The sequence below is a fragment of the Mesorhizobium sp. M0185 genome, from assembly GCF_040322175.1.
In the GTDB taxonomy this organism is placed as follows: Bacteria; Pseudomonadota; Alphaproteobacteria; order Rhizobiales; family Rhizobiaceae; genus Mesorhizobium.
Window position 1 is genome coordinate 25,287 of record NZ_JAMYSY010000023.1, and the last position, 26,557, is coordinate 51,843.

28 protein-coding genes and 1 tRNA gene are annotated in these 26,557 nt (G+C 62.1%); 21 read left to right on the top strand and 8 right to left on the bottom strand.

Annotated elements, in window-relative coordinates; genetic code table 11:
• The first annotated feature begins 17 nt into the window (after positions 1 to 17).
• The 10 genes from nagZ to NKJ20_RS19055 all read left to right on the top strand — a co-directional run bounded on the left by nagZ (position 18) and on the right by NKJ20_RS19055 (position 9,755).
• Complete coding sequence (gene nagZ / locus NKJ20_RS19010; protein WP_352746025.1) at positions 18 to 1,037, top strand: beta-N-acetylhexosaminidase; 1,020 nt, start codon at positions 18 to 20, stop codon at positions 1,035 to 1,037.
• Between the two features lie 58 nt (positions 1,038 to 1,095).
• Positions 1,096 to 1,896, top strand: a complete 801-nt coding sequence (locus NKJ20_RS19015) for a segregation and condensation protein A (protein WP_352746110.1) — start codon at positions 1,096 to 1,098, stop codon at positions 1,894 to 1,896.
• On the top strand, positions 1,893 to 2,672 hold the full coding sequence (scpB, locus tag NKJ20_RS19020; protein WP_352746026.1) for an SMC-Scp complex subunit ScpB: 780 nt from the start codon (positions 1,893 to 1,895) through the stop codon (positions 2,670 to 2,672). The genes NKJ20_RS19015 and scpB overlap by 4 nt, the downstream gene beginning before the upstream one ends.
• 178 nt (positions 2,673 to 2,850) lie before the next feature.
• Positions 2,851 to 3,072, top strand: a complete 222-nt coding sequence (locus NKJ20_RS19025; RefSeq protein WP_352451388.1) for a twin-arginine translocase TatA/TatE family subunit — start codon at positions 2,851 to 2,853, stop codon at positions 3,070 to 3,072.
• A 30-nt stretch (positions 3,073 to 3,102) separates the two neighbouring features.
• Positions 3,103 to 3,768, top strand: a complete 666-nt coding sequence (gene tatB, locus NKJ20_RS19030) for a Sec-independent protein translocase protein TatB (protein ID WP_352451387.1) — start codon at positions 3,103 to 3,105, stop codon at positions 3,766 to 3,768.
• Entirely contained in the window at positions 3,765 to 4,628 is an 864-nt protein-coding gene (gene tatC / locus NKJ20_RS19035) for a twin-arginine translocase subunit TatC (RefSeq protein ID WP_352746028.1), read from the top strand. Before tatB ends, tatC begins: the two co-directional genes overlap by 4 nt.
• A gap of 294 nt (positions 4,629 to 4,922) precedes the next feature.
• On the top strand, positions 4,923 to 6,230 hold the full coding sequence (serS, locus tag NKJ20_RS19040; RefSeq protein ID WP_352746031.1) for a serine--tRNA ligase: 1,308 nt from the start codon (positions 4,923 to 4,925) through the stop codon (positions 6,228 to 6,230).
• A 244-nt stretch (positions 6,231 to 6,474) separates the two neighbouring features.
• A complete protein-coding gene (gene surE / locus NKJ20_RS19045; protein ID WP_352746033.1) occupies positions 6,475 to 7,233 on the top strand; it encodes a 5'/3'-nucleotidase SurE in 759 nt (252 codons plus the stop codon).
• Positions 7,230 to 7,895 (top strand): protein-L-isoaspartate(D-aspartate) O-methyltransferase, encoded by a 666-nt coding sequence (locus NKJ20_RS19050; RefSeq protein WP_352746036.1) that lies wholly within the window; start codon positions 7,230 to 7,232, stop codon positions 7,893 to 7,895. Before surE ends, NKJ20_RS19050 begins: the two co-directional genes overlap by 4 nt.
• Positions 7,896 to 8,222: 327 nt before the next feature.
• Positions 8,223 to 9,755, top strand: a complete 1,533-nt coding sequence (locus tag NKJ20_RS19055) for a peptidoglycan DD-metalloendopeptidase family protein (protein WP_352539744.1) — start codon at positions 8,223 to 8,225, stop codon at positions 9,753 to 9,755.
• 96 nt (positions 9,756 to 9,851) lie between these two features.
• On the opposite strand, the gene NKJ20_RS19060 is transcribed toward NKJ20_RS19055, so the two are convergent.
• Positions 9,852 to 10,727: an ATP-binding protein gene (locus NKJ20_RS19060; RefSeq protein ID WP_352746039.1), complete on the bottom strand. Its 876-nt coding sequence runs from the start codon at positions 10,725 to 10,727 to the stop codon at positions 9,852 to 9,854.
• Between the two features lie 293 nt (positions 10,728 to 11,020).
• On the opposite strand from NKJ20_RS19060, the gene yajC reads away from it, so the two are divergent.
• The 4 genes from yajC to NKJ20_RS19080 are packed head-to-tail and all read left to right on the top strand — an operon-like array spanning position 11,021 to position 15,224.
• Positions 11,021 to 11,362 (top strand): preprotein translocase subunit YajC, encoded by a 342-nt coding sequence (gene yajC / locus NKJ20_RS19065; protein ID WP_352451381.1) that lies wholly within the window; start codon positions 11,021 to 11,023, stop codon positions 11,360 to 11,362.
• A 51-nt stretch (positions 11,363 to 11,413) separates the two neighbouring features.
• Positions 11,414 to 13,966 carry a protein translocase subunit SecDF gene (gene secDF / locus NKJ20_RS19070; protein ID WP_352746041.1) on the top strand — a complete coding sequence of 851 codons (2,553 nt, stop codon included), beginning with the start codon at positions 11,414 to 11,416 and terminating at the stop codon, positions 13,964 to 13,966.
• A 15-nt stretch (positions 13,967 to 13,981) separates the two neighbouring features.
• On the top strand, positions 13,982 to 14,371 hold the full coding sequence (locus NKJ20_RS19075; RefSeq protein WP_352746044.1) for an Mth938-like domain-containing protein: 390 nt from the start codon (positions 13,982 to 13,984) through the stop codon (positions 14,369 to 14,371).
• Between the two features lie 25 nt (positions 14,372 to 14,396).
• On the top strand, positions 14,397 to 15,224 hold the full coding sequence (locus NKJ20_RS19080) for a phytoene/squalene synthase family protein (protein WP_502894939.1): 828 nt from the start codon (positions 14,397 to 14,399) through the stop codon (positions 15,222 to 15,224).
• 26 nt (positions 15,225 to 15,250) lie between these two features.
• Here NKJ20_RS19080 and trmFO read toward each other — a convergent pair whose 3' ends face one another.
• The 3 genes from trmFO to NKJ20_RS19095 all read right to left on the bottom strand — a co-directional run bounded on the left by trmFO (position 15,251) and on the right by NKJ20_RS19095 (position 17,358).
• Entirely contained in the window at positions 15,251 to 16,660 is a 1,410-nt protein-coding gene (gene trmFO, locus NKJ20_RS19085) for a methylenetetrahydrofolate--tRNA-(uracil(54)-C(5))-methyltransferase (FADH(2)-oxidizing) TrmFO (RefSeq protein ID WP_352746050.1), read from the bottom strand.
• 368 nt (positions 16,661 to 17,028) lie between these two features.
• Positions 17,029 to 17,169 (bottom strand): DUF1127 domain-containing protein, encoded by a 141-nt coding sequence (locus NKJ20_RS19090; RefSeq protein ID WP_023678914.1) that lies wholly within the window; start codon positions 17,167 to 17,169, stop codon positions 17,029 to 17,031.
• Between the two features lie 48 nt (positions 17,170 to 17,217).
• Entirely contained in the window at positions 17,218 to 17,358 is a 141-nt protein-coding gene (locus tag NKJ20_RS19095) for a DUF1127 domain-containing protein (RefSeq protein WP_023678913.1), read from the bottom strand.
• A 222-nt stretch (positions 17,359 to 17,580) separates the two neighbouring features.
• Here NKJ20_RS19095 and NKJ20_RS19100 point away from each other — a divergent pair, with 222 nt between their 5' ends.
• Together NKJ20_RS19100 and NKJ20_RS19105 are read left to right on the top strand one after the other, a co-directional pair.
• Entirely contained in the window at positions 17,581 to 18,699 is a 1,119-nt protein-coding gene (locus NKJ20_RS19100; protein WP_352744634.1) for a DUF2157 domain-containing protein, read from the top strand.
• Positions 18,696 to 19,280 (top strand): GDYXXLXY domain-containing protein, encoded by a 585-nt coding sequence (locus NKJ20_RS19105; protein WP_352744632.1) that lies wholly within the window; start codon positions 18,696 to 18,698, stop codon positions 19,278 to 19,280. The genes NKJ20_RS19100 and NKJ20_RS19105 overlap by 4 nt, the downstream gene beginning before the upstream one ends.
• Positions 19,281 to 19,371: 91 nt before the next feature.
• Here NKJ20_RS19105 and NKJ20_RS19110 read toward each other — a convergent pair.
• Positions 19,372 to 19,456: transfer RNA gene (locus NKJ20_RS19110), tRNA-Leu, on the bottom strand.
• 343 nt (positions 19,457 to 19,799) lie between these two features.
• Here NKJ20_RS19110 and tig point away from each other — a divergent pair.
• The 5 genes from tig to NKJ20_RS19135 all read left to right on the top strand — a co-directional run bounded on the left by tig (position 19,800) and on the right by NKJ20_RS19135 (position 24,732).
• Positions 19,800 to 21,275 (top strand): trigger factor, encoded by a 1,476-nt coding sequence (gene tig / locus NKJ20_RS19115; RefSeq protein ID WP_352746113.1) that lies wholly within the window; start codon positions 19,800 to 19,802, stop codon positions 21,273 to 21,275.
• Positions 21,276 to 21,435: 160 nt separating this feature from the next.
• Positions 21,436 to 21,957, top strand: coding sequence for a hypothetical protein (locus NKJ20_RS19120; RefSeq protein ID WP_352746054.1), 522 nt, complete (start codon positions 21,436 to 21,438; stop codon positions 21,955 to 21,957).
• A 212-nt stretch (positions 21,958 to 22,169) separates the two neighbouring features.
• Entirely contained in the window at positions 22,170 to 22,523 is a 354-nt protein-coding gene (locus NKJ20_RS19125) for a c-type cytochrome (RefSeq protein ID WP_502894937.1), read from the top strand.
• 147 nt (positions 22,524 to 22,670) lie between these two features.
• The gene (locus tag NKJ20_RS19130; RefSeq protein ID WP_352451372.1) at positions 22,671 to 23,603 is read left to right on the top strand and encodes a heme o synthase; all 933 of its coding nucleotides are present in this window, start codon (positions 22,671 to 22,673) and stop codon (positions 23,601 to 23,603) included.
• A 316-nt stretch (positions 23,604 to 23,919) separates the two neighbouring features.
• Complete coding sequence (locus NKJ20_RS19135) at positions 23,920 to 24,732, top strand: DUF2189 domain-containing protein (RefSeq protein ID WP_352746058.1); 813 nt, start codon at positions 23,920 to 23,922, stop codon at positions 24,730 to 24,732.
• A 65-nt stretch (positions 24,733 to 24,797) separates the two neighbouring features.
• Here NKJ20_RS19135 and NKJ20_RS19140 read toward each other — a convergent pair whose 3' ends face one another.
• The 3 genes from NKJ20_RS19140 to NKJ20_RS19150 form a co-directional block, all read right to left on the bottom strand.
• Positions 24,798 to 25,271, bottom strand: a complete 474-nt coding sequence (locus NKJ20_RS19140) for an aminoacyl-tRNA deacylase (protein ID WP_023678905.1) — start codon at positions 25,269 to 25,271, stop codon at positions 24,798 to 24,800.
• Positions 25,272 to 25,415: 144 nt separating this feature from the next.
• Entirely contained in the window at positions 25,416 to 25,820 is a 405-nt protein-coding gene (locus NKJ20_RS19145) for a cytochrome C oxidase subunit IV family protein (protein WP_352451370.1), read from the bottom strand.
• Positions 25,821 to 25,830: 10 nt separating this feature from the next.
• Complete coding sequence (locus tag NKJ20_RS19150) at positions 25,831 to 26,553, bottom strand: heme-copper oxidase subunit III family protein (protein ID WP_023678903.1); 723 nt, start codon at positions 26,551 to 26,553, stop codon at positions 25,831 to 25,833.
• Positions 26,554 to 26,557: the final 4 nt, after the last annotated feature.

Consider the following 26,557-nt stretch of genomic DNA (forward strand, 5'->3'; position numbering starts at 1 on the left):
GCTCTAAACTGTTCCGCATGACCGAATCAAAATCCATGATCCTCGGCTGCGCCGGGAAATCACTGACCCGCGACGAGATCCGTTTCTATCGCAACGAATGCCCGTGGGGCTTCATCCTGTTTGCGCGCAATATCGGCGAGACCGAGCAGATCCGCGATCTGGTCGCCGCGATGCGCGACTGCGTCGGGCGTGCGGATGCGCCGGTGTTCATCGACCAGGAGGGCGGCCGGGTGCAGCGCCTACGGCCGCCGCTGGCGCCGAACTATCCGGCTGCCGGTGCACTCGGCGCCTTGTGGCGCGACGACCATGACGCCGGCACCCGTGCCGCATGGCTGATGGCGCGGCTGCATGCCTTCGACCTGCTGCGCTACGGCATCACGGCGGATTGCCTGCCGGTGCTCGACGTGCCGATCGAGGGCGCCAGCGACGTCATCGGCGCGCGCGCCTATGGCAAGGAGCCGCGCGCCGTCATCGAATTAGGTCGCGCCGCGGCGGAAGGCCTGATGGCGGGCGGCGTGCTGCCGGTGATGAAGCATATTCCCGGTCATGGAAGGGCCTTCGCCGACACGCATTTCGAACTGCCGACCGTCGACGCCTCGATCGGCGACCTGCAGCGGCATGATTTTGCCCCGTTCAGGGAGCTCAACCATTTGCCGATGGCGATGACGGCGCATGTCGTCTATAGCGCGATCGACCCGAAGAACCCGGCCACCACATCCGGCAAGGTCATCGAAAAGATCATCCGCGACGAAATCGGCTTCGACGGCCTGTTGATGAGCGACGACACCTCGATGAAGGCACTTTCTGGGGATTTCCCGTCAAAGGCGGCCGCTATCCTTGCGGCGGGCTGCGATCTGGTCCTTCACTGCAACGGCGTGTTCGAGGAGATGGCCGGCATTGGATCGCGCACGACCGGGCTGGAAGGCAAGTCGTTGGAGCGCGCGGAGCGGGCGCTGACCTATATCAGGAACCGTGACGTGGCGGACGAGACCGAGATTCGGGCCGAATTTGCCAGTTATTTCGACGCGGTGGCCTAGCATCAAAGGAAGCGAAGTGGCGGAAACATTGGACCTGAAGGCCGGCAAGGCCGCACCGATGGACCGCTTGTGGGCCGAGAACGACGATTCCCGGCTGACCGGCGATCCGGCGTTGGTCGTCGATGTGGCCGGTTTCGAAGGTCCGCTCGATCTTCTGCTGCATCTTGCCCGCAATCAGAAGGTCGACCTGTCGCGCATCTCGATCCTGGCGCTGGCCGAACAGTATCTGGCGTTCGTCGAGAAGGTGAGGGCGCTGAGGCTGGAGCTTGCCGCCGACTACCTGGTGATGGCGGCATGGCTGGCCTTCCTCAAGTCGAAGCTCCTGATCCCCAAGCAGCCCGGCGACGAAGGCGAAAGCGGCGAGGAACTGGCGGCGGTGCTGCAGTTCCGGCTGAAGCGGCTGGAGGCGATGCGCGACGCGGCGGCACGGCTGGTCAACCGCAACCGGCTCGGACGCGACGTGTTTGCACGCGGCATGCCGGAAATGGTCATCGTCGAGAAGCGCAATGCTTATTCGGCCTCGCTCTACGACCTGTTGACCGCCTATGCCCAGCAGCGCCAGAAGCAGGCAATAACCAATGTGACGATCGCCAGGCGCGGCGTGTGGTCGCTCAAGGATGCGCGCGACGTGCTGACCAGGCTGATCGGGTCGCTGCGCGACTGGACGGCGCTCGACAGTTTCCTGGTCGAATATCTGGCCGGCCCGGAAGAGCGGCGCACCGCGATTGCCAGCTCGTTTGCGGCGACGCTGGAACTGGTGCGCGAAGGCAAGATGGAAATGCGGCAGGACCAGGTGTTCGCGCCGCTTTATCTGCGCGGCCGCGCCCAGGTCATCAAGATAGTCGAGGTAACACCATGAGCGAACGCGCCAACGCTTCGGTCATTCCGTTCAAGGTCGACGACGACGCCGAGCAAGGCGCGGTCGCCGAGAACCCGGCACAAGATCAGGGGCAGAATTTGTCGCGGAATCCTGGCGAGCGGCTGCATATGGCGGAGGCCGTACGGATGGCCGAGGCGATCGTATTCGCCAGCGCCGAGCCGGTCAGCGAAAAACAGCTCACTTCGCGACTGCCCGACGGCATCAACATTGCCGCGGCAATGGCCGAACTGCAGCAGATCTATGCGCGGCGCGGCGTCAATCTGGTGCGCGTCGGCGATGCCTGGGCGTTTCGCACCGCCGGCGACGTCGCCTTCCTGATGAGCCGTGACACGGTGCAGCAGCGCAAACTGTCCCGCGCTGCCCTCGAAGTGCTGGCGATCATCGCCTACCACCAGCCGGTAACGCGCGCCGAGATCGAGGACATCCGTGGCGTCGAGACGTCAAAGGGGACGCTCGACACGCTGATGGAGACCGAATGGGTGCGGATGCGCGGCCGGCGTCGCACGCCCGGCCGTCCCGTCACTTATGGCACGACCGACATTTTCCTCGACCATTTCGCACTGGAGGAGATACGCGATCTCCCCGGCATGGAGGAATTGAAGGGTGCGGGGCTGCTGTCCGGCCGCATGCCGTCGAATTTCTCGGTGCCGCTGCCGCCGGCCGACCCCGATGCGCTCACCGACGACGAGGATCCGCTGACCGACATCGACCTCGAGGAACTCGGCCTTTTGACCCCGCGCGTCACGGAAGATTGACCCGAGCGCCATCTTAAAGCCATAGGCAGGGCGGAACTGCGCCGATTGGTAGCGGGCTGCTGTGCCGAAAGTGCGTGACATCTGCCACTCATTCATGAACTCTGTCGCAGTTCTGTTTGAATCCGAACCCGAAAGCGCATAGATCAGCGTCTGGGAAACCGTTCGAGAGAGATTTGCTATGGGTTCATTTTCGATTTGGCACTGGATGATCGTTCTGGTGATCGTGCTGCTGGTCTTCGGCCGCGGCAAGATCCCTGAGTTGATGGGCGACATGGCCAAGGGCATCAAGAGCTTCAAGAAGGGCATGGCCGACGACGACACTGCTGAGGACAAGCGTACCGTCGAACACCGTTCCGACGAAACCGTTTCGGTACCGAAGGAAAAGGCCAGCAAAGGCTGAGCCCCAACACTTTAGTCGGAACGTATAGCCATGTTCGAAGTCGGCTGGACCGAGATGCTGGTGATCGCGATCGTCATGATCGTGGTCGTCGGGCCCAAGGATTTGCCCAACATGCTGCGCACCTTCGGCCGCACAACGGCGAAGCTGCGCGCCATGGCCTCCGATTTCCAGCGGCAGTTCAACGACGCACTGAAGGAAGCCGAGCTCGACGACGTCAAGAAGTCGGTCGATTCGCTGAGAAGCCTCAATCCGGCGGCCGAGATCAGGAAACAGCTCAATCCATTCGAGCAGGCGGCCGCTGACGTCCGTTCCGGCGTCGATGCCGTGATGAAACCCAAGCCGGTCGTCGATCCCGCCACTTCGACAGAACAGGCAGCCGAGCCGCTGAAGAACGGCGCAACGACGATGCCGGGCGTCAGTCCGCCGGAGCCGACGCCGGCCACGCCGATCTTTCCGGCGATGACGGACGAGTCCGTCGTGGCACCGGCAGTGCAGGCGCAAACGACTGCAGCGGCCGTGCCGCAAAAAGCATCGGCGGCAAAGAAGAAGCCGGCGTCTGCGAAAGCAGCGGCTGCCGTGCCGGCCAAGCCGGCAAAGACCGCTGCGCCAAAGGCCGCCACGAAAGCTGAGCCGAAAGCTCAATCGGCAGCAACGAAGAAGCCGGCCGCCAGGAAAACGGCGGGAGCCGCAAAGTGAGCACTTCGGATAAGGAAAAGGACGAAATCGAGAAATCGTCGGCTCCGCTGATGGAGCATCTGATCGAGTTGCGCCGGCGGCTGATGTGGTCGATCGGCGGTTTCTTCGTCGCTTTTCTTGTGTGCTTCTTCTTCGCCAAGAAGCTGTTCAACCTGCTGGTCATTCCGTTCAGATGGGCTACGCAATGGGCCGGGCTCGACCCGCACAAGGTCGAGCTGATCTATACGGCACCGCAGGAATTCTTCTTTACCCAGGTCAAGCTCGCCATGTTTGGCGGCATGGTCATCGCCTTTCCGCTGATCGCCACGCAGATCTACAAATTCATCGCGCCCGGCCTCTACAAGAACGAGCGCAATGCCTTCCTGCCGTTCCTGATCGCCTCGCCGATCCTGTTCCTGATGGGCGCGTCGCTGGTCTATTTCTTCTTCACGCCGATGGTGATGTGGTTCTTCCTCGCCATGCAGCAGACCGGCACCAACGACCAGGTGCAGATTTCGCTGCTGCCGAAAGTGTCCGAATATCTCAGCCTGATCATGACGCTGATCTTCTCCTTCGGCCTGGTGTTCCAGCTGCCGGTGGTGACAAGCCTGATGACGCGGGTCGGCATGCTGTCGTCCACGGCCCTGGCCGAGAAGCGCAAATGGGCGATCGTCATCGCCTTCGTCGTGGCGGCGGTGCTGACGCCGCCCGACCCGATGAGCCAGATCGGCCTCGCCATTCCGACGATCCTGCTCTACGAGGTCTCGATCTGGTCGGCCCGGCTGATCGAACGCAGCAAGGAGCGCGACCGTGTGGCCCGCGAAAAGCAGGACGCCACCGAAGAGGTGGCCGAAAAGCCGGCGGACGCGTCTTCGACATAGGTTCGGTTGAAGCGGGCAGCATTTTTTTGCCGGCCATAGCAACTTTGTTCTTGCTTTGTGCCGGCAGCTATGCTACTAATTTAGGTATGGTGCCAATTGGCTCCAAAAACCCGCCTCTCGAGGCGGGTTTTTGTTTCCAGGGTTCTTTCGATCGAACGTTGCGCGTGCTGCCTACCTGAGGTCGGCGCGAAGGAACTCTGCCTTGACGTCTTGTATCGATGCGGTTTACGCCCTCTGGTCTTTGTTTTGGGCATTTCCTTGCCCCGAAACCGCCGTGCCGAGGACGAACAGACCATGCTTGACATCAAATGGATTCGCGACAACCCGAAGGCCCTTGTCGAGGCGCTCCAGAAGCGCTCGTGGTCGGCTGAGGATGCGCAGTCCACGGTCGACGACCTGATCGGCGCGGATGAGGCGCGGCGCGAGCATCTGACCGAGCTGCAGACCAGGCAGGAACGCCGCAACGCCGCATCGAAGGAGATCGGCAATGCCATGCGCTCGGGCGATGCAGCTCTTGCCGAAAGGCTGAAGGCCGAGGTCGGCGAGATTAAGGCCTTCATCCAGAATGGCGAGGCGCGCGAGCGCGAGCTCGACAAGGCGCTGAACGATGCGCTGGCAGTGCTGCCAAACGTGCCGTTCGACGACGCGCCGGTCGGCAAGGACGAGCACGACAACGTCGTCAAGCGTGTCGTCGGCGAGGTGCCGACGCGGCCGAACTGGGTGAAGGAGCATTTCGAGATCGGCGAAGTGCTCGGCATGATGGATTTCGAGCGGGCAGCACGGCTTTCCGGCTCGCGCTTCACCGTGCTCAAAAGCGGCCTGGCGCGGATGGAACGCGCGCTCGGCCAGTTCATGCTGGATCTGCACACCACCGAGCACGGCTATATAGAGATCCAGCCGCCGTTGATGGTGCGCGACGAGGTGCTTTTCGGGACCGGGCAACTGCCGAAATTCGAAGAGGATTTATTCTTCGTTCGGCACGGGGACGGCAGGCTTGGCCTAATCCCAACCGCCGAAGTGCCGCTCACCAATCTCGTTCGCGACGAGATCATGCCGCACGAAAAACTGCCGCTGCGCTATACGGCGCTGACGCCGTGCTTCCGCTCCGAGGCGGGCTCGGCCGGGCGCGACACGCGCGGCATGCTGCGCCAGCACCAGTTCTACAAGGTCGAGCTGGTGTCGATCACCGACCAGGAGACTTCGGTTGCCGAGCATGAGCGCATGACCGAATGCGCCGAGGAGGTGCTGAAGCGGCTCGGCCTGCCGTTCCGCACCATGACGCTGTGCACCGGCGACATGGGCTTTGGCGCGCGCAAGACCTATGACATCGAGGTCTGGCTGCCCGGCCAGAATGCCTATCGCGAGATATCGTCGTGCTCGGTATGCGGCGATTTCCAGGCGCGGCGCATGGACGCCCGCTACAAGGACAAGGACGGCAAGGGCAACCGCTTCGTCCACACGCTGAACGGTTCGGGCACCGCCGTCGGCCGCGCGCTCATTGCCGTCATCGAAAATTATCAGAACGAGGACGGCAGCGTAACCATTCCTGAAGCGCTTCGGCCTTACATGGGCGGTCTGGAAAAGATCGAATCATCGAAGTGACAAGCTTGTCGGCCCCGCGTTCCTTCGCGCCCCCCTCTGTCCTGCCGGACATCTCCCCCTCAAGGGGGGAGATTGCGCCGTCATCACAGCTTTCGCCAACTGTTGGCGTAGCAAGGAAGGCGGCGGCTACGGAATTGCCGATCTCCCCCCTTGAGGGGGAGATGCCAAGCGGTGGAAAAGAGGGCAGGACAGAGGGGGGTATCGTAGAGCGCTGCCGTCAATCCAATTCTGCAAAGGCGGTCTCATGCGCATCCTTCTGACCAACGACGACGGCATCCATGCCGAGGGCCTTGCGTCGCTCGAACGCATCGCGCGCACGCTGTCGGACGACGTCTGGGTGGTGGCACCGGAACAGGATCAGTCCGGCTATGCGCATTCGCTGTCGATCTCGGAGCCGCTGCGGCTCAGGAAAATCGGCGAAAAGCACTTTGCGGTGCGCGGAACGCCGACCGATTGCGTCATCATGGGCGTGAAGAAGATCCTGCCCGAAGCGCCTGACCTGATCCTGTCCGGCGTCAATTCCGGCGCCAACATCGCCGACGACCTCACCTATTCGGGCACGGTCGCCGGCGCCATGGAAGGCGCGCTGCTCGGCGTGCGATCGATCGCCATCAGCCAGGCCTATTCCTATGTCGGCGAGGACCGCGTCGTTCCCTACGAGACCACCGAAGCGCTGGCGCCGGCCCTGCTTGAAAAGCTCGTCGCCATGCCGTTGCCGGACGGCGTGCTGCTCAACGTCAATTTTCCGAACTGTGCGCCGGAAGAGATCGCCGGAACTGTAGTCACTTCGCAGGGGAAGCTGGTCCACAGCCTGTGGGTCGACGAGCGGCGCGACGGGCGCGGCCTGCCTTACTACTGGCTCCGCTTCGGCCGCGAGCCAGTCGAGGGCAAGCAAGGCACCGACCTCCATGCCTTGCGCAATCGGCTGGTGTCGGTGACGCCGCTGCAGCTCGATCTCACCGCGCATGAAATCCGCGATCAACTGGCCAAGGCGCTCGCATGAACTTGAACCACGCTGCAACGGTCGACGAGCGCGAAGGTTTCGCTGCCTTCCTGCTTCGCCTGCGCGGCAGGGGGACGGTGCCGAAGGCGCTGATCGCCGCCTTCGAGGCGACGCCGCGGCGCGGCTTTCTGTCTCCGCATTTCCACTCGATAGCCTGGTCGGACCGTATGCTGCCGATCGAATGCGGCGAGGCCATCGAAGGCGCCGACCTGCAGGCGGCGGTGATCGCGGCACTTGCCATCGAGCCGGGCAACCGGGTGCTCGAGATCGGCACCGGGTCCGGCTACACGGCGGCGGTGATGTCGCGGCTTGCCGCGCGGATCGTCACCATCGACCGTTACAAGACGCTGGCCGAACAGGCCCGGCAGCGCCTCGAGGCACTCGCCATCGGCAATGTCATCGTGCGCCAGGCGGACGGTTCCAACGGGCTGGCCAACGAAGCGCCGTTCGACCGCATCGTCGCCTGGGCGGCCTTCGACAGCCTGCCGCGCTTTCTCCTCGACCAATTGTCGAGCGGCGGCATCGTCATCGCGCCGATCGGACCCGACGAAGGCGAGCAGATGCTGGCCAAGCTGACCAAGGTCGGCAGCCGCTTCGAACGCGAGGATATCGGCCTGGTGCGCCTGCAGCCGATCCTGCACGGTGTCGCCGCGGTCATCTAGACTGTGTCGATATTCAGGTGAGGCCGGCCTGCAAAATGGCGGCTTCCTCCGCTTCCGGCCTTCGCCGGCCGAAGCATTCATAAGAGGTCGCGGCAGTTAAGGCTATGGCCGGCGTAGGCCGGTGCTCACGTACCCAAAAGTACGCTCCGCTCCGGTTCTCGGAACCCACCATTTTCGGCTCCGCCTGACCTGAATCTCGACACACCCGGCGCTCGATCCTCGAATATTTTAAGAAAATTTGCGTCTGATTCTACAGGTTTAACCGACCGGTAACATTAACGCGCTTTAATCACACTCAGTTGTACCGGGTCTGTGCGGGTTAGTGCGATGCAATTCAGTGTTTTGAAGGCAAACGGACGCAATCTGGCGCGTGGCTGCGCCGTCCTCATGATCGCAGGCGCTGCGACGGGGTGTAGTTCCCAGGTGGCGCGGTTCAACAGCGTCGATGACGTGTTCACCGCCTCGACTAACAACCAGCGCGCCATCATCGACAAGCAGGATGCTGCCCAGCCCTATCCGGGCGATGTTGCGGCCGCGCCGGTCGACGGCAGCCACACCCAGTCGGTCAGCCGCTCAAGCCTCGAACCGGTTACGGCGCAGCAGTTGCCACCGCCGGCTCCCGCCCTGGCACCCGCCGCCCGCCCGGTGCGTACCGCTGCCGCGCCGGCGATGGCGCCTGCCGCTCCTCGTGTCGACAGGACGGCAACCGGCACCGTCGCTCCGGCGGCAAGGCCGTTCAAGAACGCCGAGCCCGACGCGCCGCGCATGGCGACGGCCGCCGGCGCACCGCATGCAACCGAGATCGTCGTCAAGGACGGCGAGACCATTTCCGGCCTGTCTCGGCGCTACGGCGTGCCGGCCGATGCCATCATGAAAGTCAACGGGCTGAGCGCGACCAAGGGGCTGAAGACCGGCCAGAAGCTCGTCATCCCGGCCTATGCGTATTCGAGCAACGGCGCCACGCCGAAAGTCGCCGACGCCAAGCCCGCGAACGGCACCAGGCACGACCAGCCGGCCGACGCGCCGGAGAAGGTGGCCGTGCTGCCGCAGCAACCGAAGCTCAGGGAAGGCAAGTCTGCCGCGCAGGTGGACGCCTCGGCTGCCGCGAGCCAGCCGAAGGATGGAAAGGCCGCGCCCAAAGTGGCTTCGGCGACGGCCAAGCCAGCCGGTGCCGGCGGCACCTACACGGTTCAGCAAGGCGATACGCTGTCGGCCATCGCCAGAAAGACCGGCGTCGGCGTCGTCGCGTTGAAGCAGGCGAACGGCATGCAGGATGGACTGCTCAAGATCGGCCAGACCCTGAAAGTGCCGGCAGGCGGAACCGCTGTTGTCGCCGGTGCGAAGCCGGCAAAGGTCGATCCGGTGACGACGGCCACCACCCAGCCGCCTGCCAAGGCCACGCCGACGCAGACGCTCGCCTCCTACACGCCGCCAAAGAAGGACGCGAAAGTCATCCAGCAGGCCGAGGACGACGACGCGGTGGCGCCGGACGCAACGGGCATCGGCAAGATGCGCTGGCCGGTGCGCGGCCGCGTGATCTCAAGCTTCGGCGGCGGCAAGGACGGCGTCGACATTGCCGTGCCCGAGGGGACGCCGGTCAAGGCAGCTGAAAACGGCGTCGTCATCTATGCCGGTGACGGCCTCAAGGAATTCGGCAACACAGTGCTGGTGCGTCACGAAAACGGCCTGGTCACCGTCTACGGCCACACCAGCTCGATCGAGGTGCAGCGCGGCCAGAAGGTCAAGCGCGGCCAGGAAATCGCCCTGTCCGGCATGAGCGGCACCACCGACTCGCCGAAACTGCATTTCGAAGTGCGCAAGAACTCGGCGCCGGTCGATCCTTCGACCTATCTCGAATAGATGACGAAAGCGATTTGCGGGCCACCTGACCTTCAGCCCGCCGAGGAAGTCCGCTCCGCAAGGTGCGGGCTTCTTCTGCTGTTAGTCGTTGAGCGGCTAATCCTTGAGCGGCTTGCCGAGCCGGCCTGCCAGATCCTGGGTGAACTGCCAGGCGACGCGGCCCGAACGGCTGCCCCGCGTCGTCGCCCATTCCAGCGCCTCGGCGCGCAGCGTCTCGGGATCGATGGCGAGATCGTGATGGCGGACATAGCCGTCGATCATATCGAGATATTCGTCCTGCGAACATTTGTGGAAGCCAAGCCACAGGCCGAAACGGTCCGACAGCGAAACCTTTTCCTCGACCGCTTCGGACGGATTGATCGCCGTCGAGCGCTCATTATCGATCATGTCGCGCGGCAACAGATGCCGCCGGTTCGAGGTGGCGTAGAAGATGACGTTGGCCGGGCGGCCCTCGACGCCGCCTTCAAGCGCTGCCTTCAGCGATTTATAGGACGTGTCGTCATGGTCGAATGACAGGTCGTCGCAGAACAGGATGAAGCGGAAGGGTGCTGCCTTCAGCAGGCCCATCAGCTTCGGCAGCGTGTCGATGTCTTCGCGATGGATCTCGATAAGCTTGAGCGGCAGATCGAGGTTGGCCGAAGCGTTGACCGCGGCGTGCACCGCCTTGACCAGCGACGATTTGCCCATGCCGCGCGCGCCCCACAACAGCACGTTGTTGGCAGCATAGCCTGAGGCAAAGCGCTCGGTGTTGTCGACCAATATGTCGCGGACGCGATCGACCCCGCGGATCAGGCCGATGTCGACGCGGTTGACCTTGAGCACCGGCTCCAGATAGCCGGGATCGGCCTGCCAGACGAAGCAATCGGCCTCGCCGAGGTTGGTTTGCGGCACCGGCGGCGGGGCGAGGCGAGCGACCGCCTCGATCAGGCGGTCGAGCTTCTGGCTCAGGGTATCGATGGTGCTGTCGGTCATCTCTTGTCTTTTTTGTTTCGCTTTCGGGATGGTGCGGCAGGCCAACCTACCTGATTTCAGCGGTTTCGAAACTCGTCCCAAGCATTTGTTCGGGCATGATCTTTTGCGGAAACCGAGCGTCGCTTTTCGGGATCACCCTCTAACACGGCTCACCAGGCCGGAAAAGCAGCCGATTTGCCCGGCGGCGCAGTTGCATTGGCAACGTTACCGACTATATTCCGGCCAAATTTGGCGGGGCCGTCAAATTCCCAGAACGGTTAAGGCGGCTGTTTTTAAAATTCAGGAGTACCTCGATGTTCGTGACACCGGCATACGCCCAAGGCATCGGCGGGGACTCGTCCGCAATGTTTATCCAGATCGTGCCGTTTGCTCTGATTTTCGTGATCATGTATTTTCTGATCATCCGGCCGCAGCGCACGCAGCTAAAGAAGCGCGGCGAGATGCTGGCGGCGGTTCGTCGCGGCGATACCGTTGTCACCGGCGGCGGCTTGGTCGGCAAGGTGACCAAGGTGATCGACGATAACGAGCTGGAGATCGACCTTGGCGGCGGCACCAAGGTGACGGCGCTGCGCTCGACGATCGCCGACGTACGCGTCAAGGGCGAGCCGGTGGCAAACCAGAACGCCAAGAAATAACCGAATTGTCGGCGGAACGATCCGCCAGTACGCCCTGACGGACGACGCCATATGCTTTATTTTTCGCGCTTCAAGATGATCCTGATCTGGCTGGCCGTGGCCGCCACAGTGGTCCTCGCTGCGCCCAACCTTTTTTCCGCCAGCACGCTGGCCAAGCTTCCCGACTGGGTGCCGAAGCGGCAGATGACGCTCGGCCTCGACCTGCAGGGCGGCTCGCACATCCTGCTCAGGATGGATCCGAACGATCTGATCAAGGATCGGCTGGAGACGACGCGCGACGAAATCAGGACGCTGCTGCGCGATGCCAAGATCGGCTATACCGGCCTTGCCGGGTCGGGGCGCACGGTGCAGGTCCGCATCACCGATCCCGCACAGATCGACGCCGCCAAGAACGCATTGAAGCCGTTGACCAATCCGGTGGCGGCCGGCCTGTTCAGCGGCGGCTCCGTCCAGGAGATGACCCTGGATGATTCCGAGGCCGGCCTGCTTAAATTCACCGTCACCGATGCCGGCATCAAATACCGTACGTCGACGGCGCTGACCCAGTCGATCGAGGTCGTCAGCCGTCGTGTCAACGAACTGGGAACGACCGAGCCGATCGTGCAGCGGCAAGGGGACGACCGCATCCTTGTGCAGGTGCCTGGTTTGCAGGACCCGCAACGGCTGAAGGAAATTCTCGGCCAGACCGCCAAGCTGACCTTCCAGATGGTCGACCAATCGATGCCGGTGCAGGATGCGCTGAACGGCCGTCCGCCGCCGGGGTCCTCGGTGCTGTATTCGCAGGACGATCCGCCGGTTCCGTATCTGATCGAGAACCGCGTCATTGTTTCGGGTGAAAACCTCGTCGATGCCCAGGCGACGTTCAACTCGCAGACCAATGAGCCGGTGGTTTCGTTCCGCTTCGATTCCAAGGGGGCGCAGCGGTTCGGCCAGGCGACAGCGCAGAATGTCGGCAAGCTGTTTGCCATCATCCTCGACAACCAGGTGATTTCGGCGCCGCGGATCAACGAACCGATTCCTGGCGGTTCCGGCCAGATATCGGGGAATTTCACCGCCGAGAGCGCCAACGATCTCGCCGTGCTGCTGCGCGCCGGCGCCTTGCCGGCGACGCTCACCGTGATCGAGGAGCGCACCGTGGGGCCTGGCCTCGGCCAGGACTCCATCCATGCCGGCAAGGTCGCCGGCATCATCGGCTCGATCCTAGTGGTGGCGTTCATGTTCGTCGCCTACGGTTTCCTCGGCTTCCTCGCCAACATCGCGCTGGCGGTGCATGTCGCGATGATCGTCGGGCTGCTGTCGCTGCTTGGCGCGACGCTGACCTTGCCGGGTATCGCCGGTATCGTGCTGACCATCGGCATGGCGGTCGATTCGAACGTGCTGATCTATGAGCGTATTCGCGAGGAGCGACGTGCCGGCCGCTCGGTGATCCAGGCGATCGATACCGGCTTCAGCAAGGCGCTGGCGACCATCGTCGATTCCAACGTCACTTCGCTGATTGCCACCGTGGTGCTGTTCTACCTCGGCACCGGGCCGGTGAAGGGTTTTGCCGTCACCTATGCCATCGGCATCCTGACCACGGTCTTCACCGCCTTCACCTTCACGCGCCTGCTGGTGTCGATCTGGCTTCGCCGCGCCCGTCCGAAGGAGTTGCCACGCGCGCCGGTGACCTTCATTCCGCCGGGAACGAAAATTCCGTTCATGGGCATCCGCCGCTGGACGTTCACGCTCTCGAGCGTGCTTTCGGTGCTGTCGGTCATCGGCTTCATGACCATCGACATCAATTACGGCATCGATTTCAAGGGCGGCTCGCTGATCGAGGTGCAGTCCAAGGCCGGCAATGCCGATCTGGCCGACATCCGCGGCAGGCTAACGGAACTCAATATCGGCGAGGTGCAGGTTCAACAATTCGGCGAGCCGAACGACGTTCTGATCCGCGTCGGTACCCAGGAGGGCGGCGAGAATGCCGAGCAGACCGTCATCGACAAGGTGCGCGGCGAGCTGCAGGACCAGTATGATTTCCGCCGCGTCGAAGTGGTCGGGCCGACGGTCTCGGGCGAGCTTGCCAAGCAAGGCACCATTGCCATGCTGGTCGCGCTGCTCGGCATCCTGATCTATGTCTGGTTCCGCTTCGAATGGCAGTTCGCGGTCGGCGCCATCGTTGCGACCGTTCACGACGTGGTCATGACGATCGGCTTCTTCGTCCTCACCGGCCTCGAATTCAACCAATCGTCGCTGGCGGCGATCCTTACCATCATCGGTTATTCGCTCAACGATACGATCGTCGTCTATGACCGCGTTCGCGAGGATCTGCGAAAATACAAGCGAATGCCGCTGCCGCAATTGCTGAACAACGCCATCAACGAGACGCTGTCGAGGACGACGCTGACCTCGGTGACAACGATCCTGGCGCTGCTGGCCCTGGTGCTGTTCGGCGGCGAGGTGATCCGCTCGTTCACCATGGCCATGCTGTTCGGCGTCGTGTTCGGCACCTATTCGTCGATATTCATCGCCGCGCCGCTGCTCATCCTGTTCAAGTTGCGGCCGCAGGCCGCGGCGTCGGACGAGGAAAAGCCGGTGGGCGGCGGCAAAGCCATAGCCACCTGACGGCTTGCCTCAAAAGTGGCCAAGGGCATCGTCATCCGCGAGGCGCATTTCCCCGGCCGCGCACCGATCGAGGCTTACGGCAATGGCGGTTTCCGCTTTGCCGACATGTCGCATCGCGGCTCGCTGCTGTGCCTGCCTTCTGGCATCTATGGCTGGGAGCCGGCCGATCCGTTGGCGCTGACGGCAGCGGATTTCACCAAGCTGTTCAACGAGGCCGCCAAGGTCGAGATCCTGCTGGTCGGCAGCGGCAAGGACCTGAGGCCGTTGCCGGCCGCGCTGCGTGCCGCGCTGAAGGACGCCGGCATTTCCGCCGATCCGATGTCGACCGGGGCGGCTGTGCGGACCTACAATGTGCTGCTGGCGGAAAACCGCGCCGTGGCCGCAGCACTCATCGCCGTCGACTGACGTGGCCGAAAACACCAAAGTCGCCATGGAGACGGTGCGCGCCGCCGATCATGACCGCTATCTGACCGCGCTCTACGCGCCCGAAGACAAGCGGGACGCGCTGTTTTCGCTCTATGCCTTCAACGCCGAAATTGCCGGCATACGCGATCGCATCCGCGAAGCGCTGCCGGGCGAGGTCCGGCTGCAATGGTGGCGCGATGTCATCGCCGGCCAAGAGGATGGGGCTGAGGTCGGCCATCCCGTGGCGGACGCGCTAAGGGCGACTATTTCCACTCATCGCCTGCCCAAGGCTGCTTTCGACAATATGCTCGAAGCGCGCATCTTCGATCTCTATGACGACCCGATGCCGTCGCGCACCGACCTCGAAGGCTATTGCGGCGAGACTGCCGCCGCGCTCATCCAGCTTGCGGCGATCGTGCTCGATCCGGTCCAAGCACCACGCTTTGCCGAACTTGCCGGCAGGGCAGGTTGTGCGCAGGCGATGACCGGTCTCCTGCTTCTGCTGCCGCTGCATCGCAAGCGGGGACAGTGCTTTGTCCCGGCCGATATTTTGGCGGCGGCGGGATCGTCGCCGCAAGAGTTCGTTACAGGTGACGGCGGGCCGGGCGCGGAACGCGCCGTTGCCGCGATGATCGCGCTGGCACGGGAACATCTTTCCGCTTTCGAGCAGGGGGCGTCCGTTTTGCCGGTTTCATTGCGCCCGGCCTTTCTGCCGCTGGCTCTTTCGGGCGCCTATCTCGACAAGATGGAGCGCGCCCGCCACTCACCGCTTGATAGCGCGGTGCGGCTCTCTGTCCTGCGCCGGCATTGGCTTTTGTTCCGGCGAGCGACGCGAGGCTGGCCGGCCGCATAGAGGCTGCCGCGTAGCCAACCTGATCGTTATTCCGCCGCTTCCGCCCGAAAAGGCAGCCCCAGCCATTCGCGGCAGTCGGCGAGCGCGCGCGATGTCACCGCGTGCCGCTTGGCGACCGTCTTGTCCTTGCCACGCAGCCGCTTGCCCTCGATCTTTGGCGCGTCCACGGGCGGGAACAGGCCGAAATTGACATTCATCGGCTGGAAGGAGCGCTTCCCCGGCTCGTCGTCGGAGACAATATGGCCACCAGTGATGTGGTTGAGCAGCGCGCCGAAAGCGCTGGTCAAGGGCGGCAGCGACGGCGCGTGGCCAAGCCTTTCGGCGGCGGCAAAGCGCCCGGCAAGCAGGCCGATGGCGGCACTCTCGACATAGCCTTCGCAGCCAGTGATCTGGCCGGCAAAACGCAAGCCGGGTCGCGATTTCAACTGCAGCGACGCATCGAGCAGCGTCGGCGAATTGATATAGGTGTTGCGGTGCAGGCCGCCGAGGCGGGCGAACTCGGCGTGTTCCAGCCCGGGAATGGTGCGGAATATGCGCACCTGCTCGGCATGCTTCAGCTTGGTCTGGAAGCCGACCATGTTGTAGAGCGTGCCCAGCGCATTGTCCTGGCGGAGCTGGACGACGGCATACGCCTTTACAGACGGATTATGCGCATTGGTCAGTCCCATCGGCTTCATCGGCCCGTAGCGCAATGTCTCGACGCCGCGCTCGGCCATCACCTCGATCGGCAGGCAGCCGTCGAAATAGGGCGTGCCTTCCCATTGCTTGAATTCGGTCTTCTGGCCGTCGACCAGCGCCTGCACGAAGGCAAGGTACTGCTCCTTGTCCATCGGGCAGTTGATGTAATCCTTGCCGGTGCCGCCGGGACCGACCTTGTCGTAGCGCGACTGGAACCAGCAGATATCCATGTCGATCGTGTCGAAATGGACGATCGGCGCGATGGCATCGAAAAAGGCGAGCGCGTCGGCGCCGGTTGCTTCCGCAATCGATTGGGCGAGCGAAGGCGCCGTCAGCGGGCCGGTGGCAACGATCGCCTGGTCCCACTCCGCCGACGGCAGGCCGGGCACTTCCTCGCGACGAATGGTGATGAGCGGGTGGGCTTCGAGCTTTCTGGTGACCGCTTCGGAAAATCCGTCGCGGTCGACGGCCAGCGCACCGCCGGCCGGCACCTGATGGGCGTCGCCGGCGCTCATGATCAGTGAACCAGCCAGCCGCATTTCGGCGTGCAGCAGGCCGACGGCATTGGTTTGCGCATCGTCGGAGCGGAAGGAGTTGGAACAGACGAGCTCGGCCAGCCCGTCGGTCTTATGCGCGTCGGTACCGCGGACGGGGCGCATTTCATGCAGGACAACGGGAACGCCGGCTTCGGCCGCCTGCCAGGCGGCTTCGGAGCCGGCGAGACCGCCGCCGATAACGTGAATGGGGTTCTTGTCCATGAGCGCCGAAATAGTCGCTTGGCGCAAGGATTGCAATTGCCAGGGATCGCACCGCAAGTGGGCTGCTGCGGAATATTGCCCAAAACAACAACACCCGCCGGGGGAGGAGGTCCGGCGGGTGTCGTTTTGTTGGTCGATCCTCGGGAGGAGGTGAAGATCGACCGTATTCGTCATCGCCGGGGAGGAGGTCGGCTTTGACGAAATTCCTTTCGCCATTTGAAAGGGTGCGAAACCCTTTTTGAAACAGCGCCCGCCGGGGGAGGAGGTCCGGCGGGCGCCGTTTTTGTGGTCAACCCTCGGGAGGAGGTGAAGGCTGACCGTATCCGTCAGGGTCGGGGAGGAGGTCGACCCTGGCGAAATTCTTGTGGTTAGATCGCCCTGCGAGCGACCATCTTGATCTCGTCGCGGACGATGCCGAGATCGTTGAGCTGGCGATTCGACAGGCGACCCAGCTCGGTAACCGTCTCGCGGTAGACGCGCCAGTTACGATAGTTGCGGATCAGGTTCATTGTCGTTCTCTTTTCAAAACTGGTTCGGACCATTTGCGGCCCGAAGGATTAGACCGCCTTGCGGGCGACGTAGTGAATGTCGCTGCGGCTGATGCCGAGGTCGGTCAGTTCACGGGTGCTCAGGCGGTTCAGCTCGGACACGGTGTCCCTATAGCGGCGCCAGTTGCGATAGTTGCGGATCAGGTTCATGGTAGTCTCGTTTCGTCTTTCTTTCGGATCATTCCGTCGTTGTGTGCACCGTGAAAATAGGTGGGGTCATATCGATTTAAAAGCGCTATTGGTGCATGGCAGCAATGCAAATTGTGCAATGCAGCATTAACGCGCGTCCGGTTTTCCGCCCAGATCGGAAAACGCCGTTAGGTCAAACGCTTGGCCGGACGAGCTAAAAGAACCAAGCAAAGGGGGAGGGGCATGGCGAGCTATTCGTCACGGGTCAGGTCGGATATCGCGCGATGGCAGCAGGCTGGCCTGATCGACGCGCCGACAGCCGAGGCTCTAACGCGCGACGTCGAGGCAAACGAACGCAAATCGCTGAGTTTCGGCTCGATCCTGGCGATGATGGCGGCGCTGCTGTTCGGCGCAGCTATCCTGATCTTTATCGCCGCCAACTGGGAAGTCATCCCGCGGCTGGTGCGGGTCGCGGCACTTTTTGCCGTTATCCTTGCCGGCTATGTCGGCGGCGCGGTGCTGAAGATGCGCGACCATGCGGCGATCGGCGAAGCACTGTGGATCGTCGCGGCGGCAGCGTTCGGCGGATCGATCGCGCTGATCGGCCAGATGTATCATTTGTCGGGCGACGAGGCCTCGGCCTTGATCACCTGGGGCGCCGGCACGGCGCTGGCGGCGGTGGCGCTGCGCTCAAACCCGCTGACCGTCGCTGCCGTCGGCATCGCCGATGCCTGGCTGTTCCTGAGAGGGTTCGACTACTTCCGGCGCACGGAATTTCCGCATCTCTTCGTGGTCATGGCGCTAATTCTGTTCGCCGTTTCGTTCTGGACGCGCAGCCAGGCGGCGCGCCACCTGATCATCCTGTCGGTGCTTTTCTACCTCGTGCTGTTGGCCATGGAATACGACACGCTGCAAGTCGCCATCCCGCTCGTTGCCGCATCGGTGCTGCTTTTTACCGCTGCGATCTTTGCTGCCGGGCCGGTCGAGAGGGTTTTGCAACTCGGCGGCAGGTTGCCCTTGCACGCGCTGATCGGCTTTCTCACCGGCCTGGCGATGATCCAATTCGAACTGGCGGATGAAAGCAGCTACAATAGCGGCTTCGCCATTGCCTCGGCTGTTGCGCTGGCCGGCATCGTCGCGGCGATCGTGCTGGGCGGCCGCGAGAGCCGGGGACTGCGCTGGGTTGCCTATACGGGCTTCGCCTTCGAACTCGCCATCATCTACGTGGTGATGCTGCAATCAATGCTCGACACCGCAGGCTTCTTCCTTGCGGCGGCGGTGCTTCTCGCCGTTCTTGCTTTCATTATCATCCGCATAGAAAAGCGCATGAACGCCTCGAACATGACAGGAGCGGCGGCATGATGACCGGCAAAAGACTGATCATCTCGGCGCTGGTCCTGGCGCTCGTCCAGATCGGCTTTCTGAGCTGGATCATCGCCGGACGCGCGGCGATCCTGCGCGATGGCAAGCAGGTCCTGCTCAAGGTCGAGCCGATCGATCCGCGCGATCTCTTGCGCGGTGACTACATTCTGCTCGGCTACGATATTTCGCGCATACCGGTGAAACTGATCGGCAACATTCCGGCCGGCAAGCTTTCCAGCGAGGAAACGTCGATCGTGGTCAGGCTGAAGCAGGGCGCCGATGGCTATTGGGGGCCGACCGCGGCTTGGTTCGGGCAAGCGCCGGTGCCCGCAGCATCCGATGAAGCCGATATCGTCGGACATGTCTTCGAGGGCTGGAATATCAGCCAGGGAGCAACGACGATCGCGCCGGATTACGGCATCGAGCGCTTCTATCTGCCGGAAGGCGAGGGGATGGCGATCCAGAACGACATGCGGGTGCGGCCGTTCGGCATCCGGGTGGCGATTGCGGCCAACGGCACCGCGCAGATCAAAGCGCTGGTGGATGGCGACAAGACACTGTTCGAGGAGCCGCTTTACTAGATCGCACTACGGCCTTGGCAATGATCCTCCTTCGCCAAGGCTTCGGAGGAGCTTCGAGTGGCCTGCCACCCGAAGCTCGAATAGCGAAGGGTGGTGCGGATGAAGGGACTCGAACCCCCACGCCTTTCGGCACTGGAACCTAAATCCAGGGCGTCTACCAATTCCGCCACATCCGCATTGCCCGGCCAATCCCATGTAGCCATCATTCTGTCAATGTCAGAGCCCACATCGGCATCATTGGCCGGAATGCAAAGATGGTTGAAAATCGGCCGCGCCTGTGACAAAAGGCGTGTCGAATGTGACGGGACGCGACGATCCGCTTCTGCAGAATGTGATAAGAAGTAGGAAAAACAAAGACTTATTCACATTTTGGAGCGTATTTCTGGAGGATTTGTGCCGCGTTGAGCGGACAGATCGCCAAGTCCCGCACCAAAAGCCATTCCCGGCAAGATCATACCGGCAGGCTGTAAACGGCAGGGGCCGTTTGACGGCCTCATTGGTGGAAACAAAGGTTTTATGATGCAGGTCACCGAAACGCTCAACTCCGGTCTCAAGCGCGAGATCAAGATCACCGTCCCGGCCGGTGACATGGAAGCCAAGCTGATGGCGCGGCTCTCCGATGCCAGGAACAAGGTCCGCATCAATGGCTTCCGCCCCGGCAAGGTGCCGGTGCAGCATCTGCGCAAGGTCTACGGCAAATCATTCATGGCCGAAGTGGTCAACGAGATTCTCAATGATTCGACCCGTTCGATCATCACCGGGCGCGGCGAAAAGGCTGCCATGCAGCCTGAAGTGATCATGACCGAGGACGAGAAGGAAGCCGAGAAGATCCTGGCAGGCGGTGCCGATTTCGAGTTCCGCCTGAACTATGAGGTCATTCCGCCGATCGAGATCAAGGATTTCTCCGACATCAAGGTGACGCGCCACGTGTTCGACGTGCCGGATGAAGAGATCGACGAGCAGGTCAAGCGTGTCGCTGAATCCGCCCGCACTTACGAGCCGAAGACCGGCAAGGCCGCCGAGGGCGACCGTGTGACCATCGATTATGTCGGCAAGATCGACGGCGAAGCCTTCGGCGGCGGCGCCGGCACCGATCAGCCGCTGGTGCTCGGCTCGAAGGAATTCATCCCCGGCTTCGAGGACCAGCTGGTCGGCAGCAAGGCCGGCGACGAGAAGCAGGTCACGGTTACCTTCCCGGAAAACTACCAGGCGGCGCATCTGGCCGGCAAGGAAGCCACTTTTGACGTGACGATCAAGGAAGTGTCGAAGCCCGGCGCGCTTGAGATCAACGACGAGATGGCCAAAAATCTCGGCCTTGAATCGCTGGAGCGCCTGCGCGAGGTGGTGCGCGGTCAGATCGAGAACCAGTTCGGCTCGATAACGCGCCAGAAAGTCAAGCGGCAGTTGCTCGACCAGCTCGACGCTGCTTACTCGTTCGAGGCGCCGTCCAAGCTCGTCGAGGCCGAGTTCAACAACATCTGGAACCAGGTCAACCGCGACCTCGAAGCTGCCGGGCGCACCTTTGCCGACGAAGAGACGACTGAAGAAGAAGCGCGTGCAGAATACATGCGGCTTGCCGAGCGCCGCGTGCGTCTCGGCCTGGTTCTCGCCGAAATCGGCGAGAAGGCCGGCGTCACGGTGACGGACGAGGAATTGCAGCGCGGCCTGTTCGAGCAGGTGCGTCGCTATCCGGCCAACCAGCAGCAGGAAGCCTTCGAATTCTATCGCAACAATCCCGAAGCGCTGAACACGTTGCGCGCGCCGATGTTCGAAGAGAAGGTGGTCGACCATCTGCTCGGCCAGATTTCGGTCACCGATGTCAAGGTCAGCAAGGAAGAGCTGCTGGCCGACGACGAGGATACGGAGACAACCAAGGCCAAGCCGGCGAAGAAGGCGGCTGCGAAAAAAGCGGACACCAAGAAGGCCGACGACGACGCTGAAGAGCCGAAGAAAAAGGCCGCGCCGAAGAAGAAGGCCGCCAAGGACGCTGAATAACGTCCCTGCTGAATTCCGAAAGGCCGCCTTCTCGAGGCGGCCTTTTTCGTTGTGGCGCAGACGCAACGGTTTTCACGCATCTGGCGGTCGAGGTAGCGATATGAAGCTTTGATGATTATCTGCGCTGGGTTGCTGACCGCAGCGGTTGTTGGAGGCATCGTTGAGACAGTTCTTCGGTATCGGAAGCGTGGCGGCGGCGTTCCTGCTTGCGTCGGTCTGCGGCATTGCCCAGGCTGATACGGTTCTCGACAACTGGCGGTTCGACAAGAGCAGCGATGGCCTTGTCACCGCCTCGCTTTACGCGACCAACAAGCTCATCACCGGCGGCGGCGCATTGAGCTACAGCCCGGTTTTGACGATCGCGTGCCGGACCGCCGGCGAACCGCGTTGGAGCGAATGGCTGCAGCTGAGCGACACCGTTTCCGCCAGCCGAACCATCGCCATGTCGGTGACTGTCGGCCAATCCGGCAAGTTCAACGAAAGCTGGTCGGTCGGCCCGCGCAGCAGAATGCTGGTCCGCGACGGTGCCGACGGCATCAGGCGACTGATTTCCGCGGACCGGCTGCTGCTTTCCTGGCGGTTCGGGCTGCTGTCGGGGCGCGGCAAAGCCGAGTTTGACCTCACCGGAGTTGAAGAGGCGATCGGCCGGATCGCCGCCAGCTGCAACACCAAATTGCCTTGAGCAGATTGTCCGCAGTAAACCTTTGCATGGCCGAACTCTACCTGCCGGCCGGGTTCTGTGGTATGTAGGTGCCGCAACCCCAGGCAGTGGATATCCGTTCTGCCATTCAAGAGCGCATGCCAGCGGACTAAATGTCGGCCTGTGCAGGTCAGCCAGGGCAAATTGGCGATCAGGGAGGAAATGCCATGCGTGCCATTGTGTTTTTTATCATCATGTCCGTCGCCACCGTCATTGCCGGCCCCTCGCGGGCACAGGATGCCGCGGCGGGTGAGAAGGTCTTCGCCAAATGCAAGGTCTGCCACGTCGCAGACAAGGACCAGAACAAGGTGGGTCCGTCCTTGAACGGCGTTATCGGCCGAACGGCCGGGACGCATCCAGGGTTCAGCTATTCCAAGGCTATGACCGAGGCCGGAAAATCCGGCGTTAAATGGGACGAAGCCACGCTGACGACCTACCTTCACGATCCCAAGGCGATGGTCAAAGGAACGAAGATGGCATTCCCCGGCCTCAAGAAGGACGAGGACGTCGCCAATGTCATTGCTTATCTGAAGCAATTCTCCAAATAGACCGGCTCTTCCGCCGGATCTTGGTATAGCAAGCAGGTCGAGGCATAGCCTCGGCCGCAATCTGCCGGCAGTGTCGGTGGGGAGGGCGGCTCGTTGCAAAAAAGACATTGGCCGGCTAGGCTGCCATTCCCATCGGTGGTCGTCTGAATGTCGACTGAAGAAAGCCGTCTCAAGGATACCGGCATCCGCCTCTCGGAGGCGACGGCGGGTGATTTCTTTGCGCTTTTGAAACCACGCGTCATGGCGCTTGCCGTGTTTACTGCCTTCGTCGGCCTGATGATGGCGCCCGGCGTGATGAATCCAGTTATTGCCGTAATTGCCATCGGCGCAATCGCGGTTGGAGCGGGAGCCGCCGGCGCGCTCAATATGTGGTACGACGCAGACATAGACGTCTTGATGTCTCGCACGTCCAAGCGACCAATTCCGTCCGGTCGCGTCACGCCTGGCGAAGCTCTCAGCTTCGGTCTGGTGCTTTCCGCACTGTCGGTCATGACGCTCGGCGTACTGGTGGGGTGGCTCGCCGCATCGTTGTTGGCGTTCACCATCTTTTTCTATGTCGTCATCTACACGATGTGGCTGAAGCGCTCGACGCCACAGAATATCGTCATAGGTGGCGCGGCAGGCGCCCTTCCTCCGGTGATCGGGTGGGCTGCTGCAACCGGCGCAATCGGCATTGAAAGTCTCATCCTGTTTCTGATCATTTTCCTCTGGACGCCGCCTCATTTCTGGGCGCTGGCCCTTTTCAAGGTCGGTGACTATGCCGCGGCGGGGGTCCCGATGATGCCGAATGTGGCCGGCCAGCACTCGACCAGAAAACAAATCTTCGCCTATTCGCTGCTCTTGGCGCCAATCGGCGTGCTCCCTTGGGGCTTCGGCTTCGCGAGCGGATACTACGGCACTGCTTCAGCCGCGTTGGGTGCAGGTTTCATTTGGCAGGCCTGGAAGGTTCTCGTCGCCGACAAGGAGATGAAGCCGGCAAAGGCGCTGTTTGCGTATTCGATTGTCTATCTTTTCGCAATATTTGCGGCGTTGCTTGCCGACACCATTGTAATGCGAGTGATCGCTTCAGCCGACTATTGACCCCGGCTCAAAACATCACGTTGGCAGAGCACAAAATCCCAGCAACAGCAGAATAACGACGCCAAGGCCGAGTATGAGAACTGTCCTTCCGTCCATGACCTTCACCTTCGACTAGAAGAGCATATCGAAGAACGGCGTCCGTAGCTAGTCAGGCTACCCGGGACCTCCTGCTCCCGGGCCTTCCTACAAAGCGCGACAAGTCCCCCGCATGAGAGTATATTGATCATGGTGCAGGTCGCGGTTTGCGTGGGCCAATCATGCAGAACGGCAGCACCGTAAAACGCGACCTTACCGGACCTGGTCTGGAGGAATGGTCATGGCAAGCTTTCACGTGATAGCAGGCGCCAGCGAGACGCTGGAACACACCAGAATTCGAAAAATCGGTGTCTCCGATCTTTTTGATGCGCTCAGGCGTGGCGTCGATGATTTCATGGTCAAACCGTCGCACATCGTTTTTCTCTGCCTGATCTATCCGATTGCGGGAGTCGTGCTTGCTGTCTGGACATCAGGTAACAACACGCTGCCATTGCTGTTTCCGCTTGTATCCGGCTTTGCACTGATTGGTCCGTTCGCGGCGATCGGCCTCTATGAGATCAGCCGGCGACGGGAAGCCGGGCTCGACGCCTCGTGGAGGCACGCCTTTGAGGTCAGGAGTTCTCCGGCACTGCCGGCTATTGCAGCGGTCGGCGTCATGCTGCTTGCGATCTTTATCGCCTGGCTTTTGACGGCCCAGATATTCTACCAGACCCTGTTCGGCCCGGCGCCGCCGCAATCGCTGTCCAGCTTCATCAGTGAAATATTCGCCACGGGACGCGGCTGGACGCTCATCATCCTGGGTCACGCCATCGGCTTCGTGTTCGCCGCGGTTGTGTTGTGCACCACTGTCGTCGCATTCCCGTTGTTGCTCGACCGCGATGTCGGCGCCTACGAAGCCATCCACACCTCGGTGCGCGTTGTCCTGGCCAACCCGATCGTGATGGCCGTGTGGGGCCTTATCGTCGCCGTCGCCCTGATCGTCGGCTCGCTGCCAGTGTTCGCCGGGTTGGCAGTCGTGCTGCCGATCCTTGGTCATGCGACCTGGCATGTCTATCGGAAAGTTGTGGAATCAACGCCGGCCACCAGACCGTGAGCTGAAAAAACCTGCCCTGCGCGCACCGGTGAAAGTGCCGGTGCGGGCAGGGTGGGGCAGAGCTTTCAATAGGCCGGGTGGCTGAAACGGGCCTGGCGCGCGTCCTTTGTCAGGTCGCGGAAATCCTTGCCGCTCACATGCACCAGCGTCCTATGGTCACCGCCCTCGAAATAGACTTCGGGAGCGTCGCCGAGGCTTTCATCGAGGACCACTGGCACATCATAGGCAGCGCCGATCGGCGGCACAGCGCCGACATCGCAATCGCCGAACAACGAGACCACCTCGTCTTCGGAGGCAAGTCCAAGAGGCTTGTCCATGACATCCTGCAATGTCGCGAGTTCTATCCTGTGCGTGCTTGGAACCACGGCGAGCGCGTAGCCACGGTCGTGGTGAACGACCACCGATTTGGCCATTATGCTGCCAGGCACATGTGCCGCAATGGCAGATTGTCTGCTTGTCGCCGTGCGGTGATGCTCGACGGTGTCGTAGGAAATTCCTTTCCTATCGATGAAGTCCTTCAGTCTGTTTGCGATGGTCATCTTGGGCGCCCCTTGCTGGTGTTCGCGACGCATGTGGAAACGCCGGCATCGCCTGTCGTTTCCGATACCAACAGAAATGGACCAGCCGTGGATTGTTTCAAGGCGAAGGCTCCAGGACCGGACGGCCTGGATCCGGATTGCATGTCAGGGCCCGGCCCCGAAAAACGCCATTCGGGTGAGAAGCGTGTAGTCCGCTTCGAAGACCATCATCGTCACGAACACCAGCACCAGCACCGGCGGCAGGATAATTGCATATGCCAGCGCCAGCCGTTCCCAGGCCATGTGCATGAAGATGGCGACGATCAGCCCTGCCTTGAGGATCATGAAGATCAGGATCAGCGACCATCTGAGATAGCCGTGGAGACCGAAATAGTCGACCAGATAGGAGCAGGTGCTGAGGATGAACAACCACGCCCAGACCACCAGATAGAGCTTGATCGGGTGCTCTTGATGAACCTCCGCCGGGGTAAACCCGGTCGTCGTCGCATCATGGGTATGGGCGCTGTCCAGCGCATGCTGTCCCAGGCCGTTTGCGGTTGCTTCAGCCATGTCCTGCCTCTCACCAAAGATAGAAAAATGCGAAAATGAACACCCAGACCAGGTCGACGAAATGCCAGTAAAGCCCCATGATTTCGACGTTCTCGTAGCGGCCCCTCCGGCTGGTGAAGAAGCCGGGCCGTCCGACGTCGTAGTCTCCGCGCCAGACCTTTCGCGCCACGATGATCAGGAAGATCACCCCGATCGTCACGTGCGTGCCGTGGAAGCCGGTAATCATGAAAAAGGATGCGCCGAACTGGGCAGCGCCCCAGGGATTGCCCCAAGGCCGCACGCCCTCGGTGATCAGCTTGGTCCATTCGAAGGCCTGCATGCCGACGAATGTCGCGCCGAGTGCTGCGGTCAAGAGCATCAGCACTGCCGTCTTGCGGCGGTCGCGGCGGTAGCCGAAATTGACCGCCATGGCCATCGTTCCGCTGCTCGAGATCAGCACGAAGGTCATGATGGCGATAAGGATCAGTGGAATGTCGGAGCCGCCGATGCGCAGGGCGAAGACCTCGCTCGGATTGGGCCACGGCACGCGTGTTGAGATACGCGCGGTCATGTAGGAGAGCAGGAAGCAGCCGAAGATGAACGTGTCGCTGAGCAGGAAGATCCACATCATGGCCTTGCCCCAGGACACGTTTTTGAACGCCCGCTGATCCGAGGACCAGTCGGCGGCGATGCCTTGCCAGCCTGCGGGCCGCGGCTCTGTTCGGCCGATGTGGGCCAGTGTCGTCTCTGCCATCCGC